The sequence below is a fragment of the Kluyvera sp. genome (assembly GCF_965301105.1).
Genome location: NZ_CBDKZX010000132.1, coordinates 1 through 5,933 on the forward strand (window position 1 = coordinate 1; position 5,933 = coordinate 5,933).

6 protein-coding genes and 1 riboswitch are annotated in these 5,933 nt (G+C 57.7%); of the genes, 3 read left to right on the plus strand and 3 right to left on the minus strand.

Going from position 1 to position 5,933, the window contains the following annotated elements:
- The 3 genes from ACW14G_RS21870 to sgrR form a co-directional block, all read right to left on the minus strand.
- A partial coding sequence (locus ACW14G_RS21870; protein WP_455648802.1) for an ABC transporter permease subunit occupies positions 1-659 on the minus strand: 659 nt, incomplete at its 3' end.
- Positions 635-1,618, minus strand: a complete 984-nt coding sequence (thiB, locus tag ACW14G_RS21875; RefSeq protein WP_249022324.1) for a thiamine ABC transporter substrate binding subunit — start codon at positions 1,616-1,618, stop codon at positions 635-637. The genes thiB and ACW14G_RS21870, both read right to left, overlap by 25 nt.
- 30 nt (positions 1,619-1,648) lie before the next feature.
- Positions 1,649-1,747, minus strand: a riboswitch (TPP riboswitch).
- 35 nt (positions 1,748-1,782) lie between these two features.
- Positions 1,783-3,438, minus strand: coding sequence for an HTH-type transcriptional regulator SgrR (gene sgrR / locus ACW14G_RS21880; RefSeq protein ID WP_271457915.1), 1,656 nt, complete (start codon positions 3,436-3,438; stop codon positions 1,783-1,785).
- Between the two features lie 87 nt (positions 3,439-3,525).
- On the opposite strand from sgrR, the gene sgrT reads away from it, so the two are divergent.
- From sgrT to idnO, 3 genes are all read left to right on the plus strand, one after another.
- Positions 3,526-3,678: a glucose uptake inhibitor SgrT gene (sgrT, locus tag ACW14G_RS21885; protein WP_074398820.1), complete on the plus strand. Its 153-nt coding sequence runs from the start codon at positions 3,526-3,528 to the stop codon at positions 3,676-3,678.
- A gap of 88 nt (positions 3,679-3,766) precedes the next feature.
- Positions 3,767-4,945, plus strand: coding sequence for a sugar efflux transporter (locus tag ACW14G_RS21890; protein WP_455648803.1), 1,179 nt, complete (start codon positions 3,767-3,769; stop codon positions 4,943-4,945).
- Between the two features lie 193 nt (positions 4,946-5,138).
- Positions 5,139-5,903 carry a gluconate 5-dehydrogenase gene (idnO, locus tag ACW14G_RS21895; RefSeq protein ID WP_249022322.1) on the plus strand — a complete coding sequence of 255 codons (765 nt, stop codon included), beginning with the start codon at positions 5,139-5,141 and terminating at the stop codon, positions 5,901-5,903.
- The last annotated feature ends 30 nt before the right edge of the window (positions 5,904-5,933 follow it).

The following is a 5,933-nucleotide window of genomic DNA, read 5'->3' on the forward strand; positions in this document are numbered from 1 at the left end:
CCGCCGCCCAGCGACAGCACGGTGGCGAAGCTGGCGAAGCAGAGCATAAAAATCAGCGTGGCGATGGGCAGAATCTGTCGCCGCATCCAGGGCCATTCCACGTAGCGGAAGAACGGGTAGCCGCGCATCCCAAGCTGAGCGGCAAGCTGGCGCTGCTCGCCGGGGATTTGCTCCAGCGCTTGCAGCAGCAGACGGGTCGCCATCGGCATGTTGAAAAAGACGTGCGCCAGCAGAATGCCCTGCAGGCCGTAGGGGGAGAAATTCCACTGCCAGCCGAGCCAGGCATACAGTTGCGCCAGCCATCCCTGACGGCCATAGACGGTCAGAATGCCGAAGACGGCGACCAGCACCGGCAGGATGAGGGTCATCGCGCACAGGCGCAGCAACAGCTGACGGCCGGGGAAACGGCGTCGATAGAGCGCGCGGGCAAGGAAAATGGCGGGCAGCACCGATAACAGCGCAGAGAGAAACGCCTGCCAGAAGGAGAAGCGCACCACGTGCCACAGATAGCTATCGCCGAGCAGCGTTGACCACGACGTTTCGGGGGCGTTTAGCCACAGCGCCAGAAAAGCCGCCAGAGCGACGGCCACCATCAATGTGGTGGCCGTAAGACCTGGGTAGAGCCAACCCGGAATTAGCGGCTGGCGGCGCGGAGCCATGTATTAATCCAGTTTTGACGTTCGCTGGCGACCTGCTGCGGCGTGAACTCAAGCGAGGTCTGCGGTTTCACCAGGCTGTTAAAGCCTTCCGGCAGCGCAACCTGGGTTACCGGATACATCCAGTTGCCGGTCGGGATAGCGTTCTGGAAAGCTGGAGAGACCATAAATTGCAGGAATTTGTCCGCCAGTTTTTGCTGCTTGCTGGCCGCGGTTTTTGCCGCCACTTCGACTTGCAGGTAGTGGCCTTCGGCAAACGGCGCCGCCGCGTAGTTGTCTTTCTTCTCTTCAATGATGTGATAGGCCGGGGAGGTGGTATAGCTCAGCACCAGGTCGCCTTCCCCTTTCAGGAACAGGCCGTAGGCTTCGCTCCAGCCTTTGGTAACGGTGACGGTCTTCGCCGCCAGTTTCTGCCAGGCTTCCGGCGCTTTATCGCCGTACACTTTTTGCATCCACAGCAGCAGGCCTAAGCCTGGCGTGCTGGTGCGCGGATCCTGGTAGATAACGCGCCATTTCTGGTCGCTCTCCACCAGCTCTTTCAGGCTTTTCGGCGGGTTTTTCAGCTTGTTTTTATCGTAGACGAAAGCGAAGTAGCCATAGTCGAATGGCACAAAGGTGTCGTTGTTCCAGCCGCCCGGCACGTTGACGGCGTTGGCCGGAACGTTACTTTTGGCGAACAGTTTGGTGTCGGTCGCGGCCTGTAAGAGGTTGTTATCCAGCCCCAGCACGACGTCCGCTTTGCTATTTTTCCCTTCCATGCGCAGACGGTTGAGCAGCGAGACGCCATCTTCCAGCGCCACGAATTTCAACTCGCAGTCGCAGTCGGCTTCGAACGCTTTTTTCACCGCCGGGCCAGGGCCCCAATCGGCAGCAAAGGAGTCGTAGGTATAGACCGTCAGCACGGGTTTTGCGAACGCGGGCGCGGTAACCAGCACCAGCAGGGGGAGTAATTTTTTGAGCACTTTGCACCTCAGTAAATGGGTGGCAAAGGATTTTGAGTTAGCCTCAAATCCCTTCGCCGGGATTATCCGGATCAGGTTCGACGGGTCTCTCTCAGCCGCGCACGACGCACAGCACCCCGTTGAGAACGGCACATTGTAATGATTACGTGAATAAATCAAAAGCCCTACGGTTCCGGCGGTGCAAACCAGGCGGATTTAAAGTCAAACCAGCCCAGCGTATTCATCCGTACGCCGCGCATACTGCGCTGCCCCTGGAGCATCAGCCAGTGATGAATCAGCGGCACCACCGACTGATTAGCGAGCAACTGCTGGCACCAGTCGGCCTGTTGCAGGTTGCCCGCGCGCCAGCGCCGCGCGTCCTGCTCCCAGTCAATGGGGATACAATGGCGAATCATTGGCACTTCATACAGATAGGCGAACAGTGAAAAATCGAGCGGCAGCGTAAAGTTGGCGCTGTTAAGCCAGATATCGCTGACCACCTCGCCGCGGTGCCATTCGTCGTAGTCCACTTCCTGAATGTTGAGCTTGACCTGATGCTCCGCCAGCAGCGTTTCCATAATCTGGCCGATGGTCCGGTGCTCGACGTGATCCCGATAATAGGTGAGGGTGACGGACTCCAGCCCGGCCGGTTTCTCGCAGGCGCGGCTGCGCGCATGGTGCCAGCGCGGCAGCAGGCCGTAGGCGGGAAACCAGTGGCTCTGATGCTGCTCGCCCGCGCGGTAGAGCAGGTTGTTGGGATGAAACAGGTGGCTCAGCCACTGGCGTACCGTTGGGTTACGGCCCAATGTGCTCCGCGCATCGAACAGCAGGTAATAGCAGCCTTCTTCCAGCCGGCTTTCGACGGCTTTTTCACTTTCGGTAGAGCCTTCAAGCGTCAGGCCGCCGTTTGGTGCTTCGCTGATTTCTGGCAGCACCCACACGTTAACCTCGTCAATCAACGCCCGGAAACCGAAATAGTCATCAAAGGCGAGGATCTTCAGTTGGTTAAGGTTATTGCGCGCGACCGAATAGGGCCCTGTTCCTACCGGCATCCGAGAGAAATTAGGCAGCGTTTGCCATTCGCGCGGCAGAATCATCGCCGACACCTGGCTCAGCAGCCACGGCAGCCAGCGGTCAGGCTCGGCCAGATGCACGTCCAGCACCCAGGCGGTGGGAGAGTGGATCTGCGTGATGTTGGAGAACAGCGGCAGCGTCATGCTGCGTTCCAGTGAGGCAATAACGTCTTCCATCTCCAGTTCGCGCCCATGATGGAAATGGATGCCGGGACGCAAATAAAAACGCCAGTGTAAGGGGGAAATTTCCTGCCAATGGTGAGCAATATCGGCTTCCAGTTCCCCATTTGCCTCATTTACCCGCGTTAAGGCGTTGAAAATCTGCCGGGCGATGTGGGTTTCCGAGCGGCGAAGCGCGGTGCCAGGCAGCAGGTTGTGCATTGGGCGATAGTAGAGCACCCGCAGAATGTGCCGACCCTGACGGAAGCTGCGCCCCAGATGCGAGACCAGCATCTGGCGTACCGCCGCTTTATCGCCGACCAGTTGCACCAGTTGATCGATGCGATCCTGCTCCAGCAGATCCTCCGCGCGCTGCTGCTGAAGCGCCAGCCCGGTATAGAGGAACGTGAGTCTGGAACGCTTGCCGCGCCCGGCTTCCGCTTCCCAGGTGAGCCAGCCCCGAGCCTCCATGGTGTTGAGTAATGTCCGCATATGACGACGTGAACAGCTCAGTAGCGCCGCCAGATCGTTAAGCGTCGTCTCCTGCGATTTTCCCTCGCAGCACTGCCATAAACGGATGAACTGCTGCTGTAAGCGACCTGAAGGCATAAAAGGGGAACTCCTGGTAAAAACTCAGCAATTTATTAATCCCTATATTAGGCCAATAATGGATTTCGATGAAGCGAGGAGGTGTGTATGAAGAGGTCTACCATCCATCAGTTTTACCAGCGTTATTTCGCAGCGACCAAAAATGTTTCCTGGCTGGCCCGCCAGGCAACGGCACAGCGGCTTGAAGTGCTGAACTCTCTGATGCAATGGGAAGTTACGAAATCGGCCTCTGAGCATTAATTCGCCAAATCATGTGTGACTGAGTATTTGCCAGCAGGTATTATCTGCTGGCTTTTTTTTATTCTTTCGCGTGCTTAAAGGATTTCACATGCTCTGGTTAATGACGATGGGACGACGTCTCAAAGGTGTGTACGCCGCTTTTATGCTGGTGGCATTTATGATGGGCGTAGCGGGAGCGCTACAGGCGCCGACGCTGAGCCTGTTTCTCAGCCGTGAAGTGGGCGTCCAGCCGTTCTGGGTCGGCCTGTTTTACACCGTTAACGCGATCGCCGGGATTGCGGTCAGCCTGGCGCTGGCCAGGCGATCCGACAGCCGGGGCGACCGACGCAAGCTGATCATGTTTTGCTGCCTGATGGCGGTAGGTAACGCGCTGCTGTTTGCCTTCAACCGCCACTACCTGACGCTGATTACCTGCGGCGTGATGCTGGCATCCATCGCCAACGCCGCGATGCCGCAGCTGTTTGCGCTCGCCCGTGAGTACGCCGACAGCTCGGCGCGCGAGGTGGTGATGTTTAGCTCGGTGATGCGTGCCCAGCTGTCGCTGGCGTGGGTGATTGGCCCGCCGCTGGCGTTTATGCTGGCGCTGAACTACGGCTTTACCACCATGTTCGCCATCGCGGCGGGGATTTTTATCCTGAGCCTGACGCTGATTGCGCTAACGTTACCCTCGGTGGCGCGAGTCGAGCAGCCGGCTGACGCGGTTCAGAATCAGATTAGCGGCTGGAAAGACAGCAACGTACGGATGCTGTTTATCGCTTCCACGCTGATGTGGACCTGTAACACGATGTATATCATCGATATGCCGTTGTGGATCAGCAGCGATCTTGGTCTGCCGGATAGCCTGGCGGGGATCCTGATGGGCACCGCCGCGGGTCTGGAGATTCCGGCGATGATCATTGCGGGCTACTACGTGAAGCACTTCGGTAAGCGTCGGATGATGGTCACTGCAGTGGCCGCCGGGGTGCTGTTCTACGTTGGGCTTATCTTCTTCCACAGCCATACCGCGCTGCTGATATTACAGCTGTTTAACGCCGTGTTTATCGGCATTGTCGCCGGGATTGGCATGCTGTGGTTCCAGGACCTGATGCCGGGACGCGCCGGGGCGGCGACCACATTGTTTACCAACAGCATTTCGACCGGGGTGATCCTGGCCGGGATCATTCAGGGCGCGCTGGCGCAAAACTTTGGCCACTTCTCGGTGTACTGGGTGATTGCGGGGATTTCGGTGGTCACGTTGGCGATGACGGCGCGGGTTAAGGACGTGTAACACGCGCTGGGGCTTTTCCGACGTCACTGCGCTTGGTTGGGCTATGTACCTGGCCAGCGCTCTTTTCTTTTTCATCTTGCACGCAAATGCAAACCTGATCACATAACGATCATTTCCCCCTTTTTAGATCTTCTTTTTTCTACTGTTACGCGTATACAGTTACGCGTAACAGTTATCAAAAAAGGAGTTTTTAATGAAAAACCTATTCGACCTGAGCGGTAAACGCGCGCTGATTACCGGCTCCGCGCAGGGGATTGGCAACCTGCTGGCCAGCGGGCTGGCGGCGCACGGCGCGGAGATTGTGATTAACGACATCACCCAGCAGCGTGCGCAGGCGGCGGCGGACAAGTTGGTAGCCGAGGGCTATCGCGCGGTTGGCTATGGTTTTGACGTGACCAATGGGGAAGAGGTGGCGCGCGCGGTCGCGCAAATCGAAAGGGAGGTTGGATCGATTGATATTTTGATTAACAACGCCGGTATCCAGCGTCGTCATCCTTTCACTGAATTCCCGGAAGCGGAGTGGGATAAAGTGATTGATGTAAACCAGAAATCGGTCTTTCTGGTGTCGCAGCAGGTTTCCCGCTACATGGTGCAACGCCGCCGCGGGAAGATTATTAATATCTGCTCGATGCAGAGCGAGTTAGGCCGCAAAACCATTACTCCGTACGCGGCGTCAAAGGGCGCGGTCAAAATGTTAACCCGTGGGATGTGCGTGGAATTGGCGGAATACAATATTCAGGTCAACGGCATTGCCCCCGGCTATTTCGCCACTGAGATGACCACCGCGCTGGTCAACGATGAGGCATTCTCCGCCTGGCTGTTCCAGCGCACGCCCGCCGCCCGCTGGGGTAAAGCGGAAGAGTTGATCGGCGCGGCGGTTTATCTTGCCGCGCCGGCCTCTGATTTTGTTAATGGACATCTTCTGTTTGTGGACGGCGGCATGCTGGCCGCGGTCTGATCAATAATGGGCCGCAACGCGCGGCCTGAG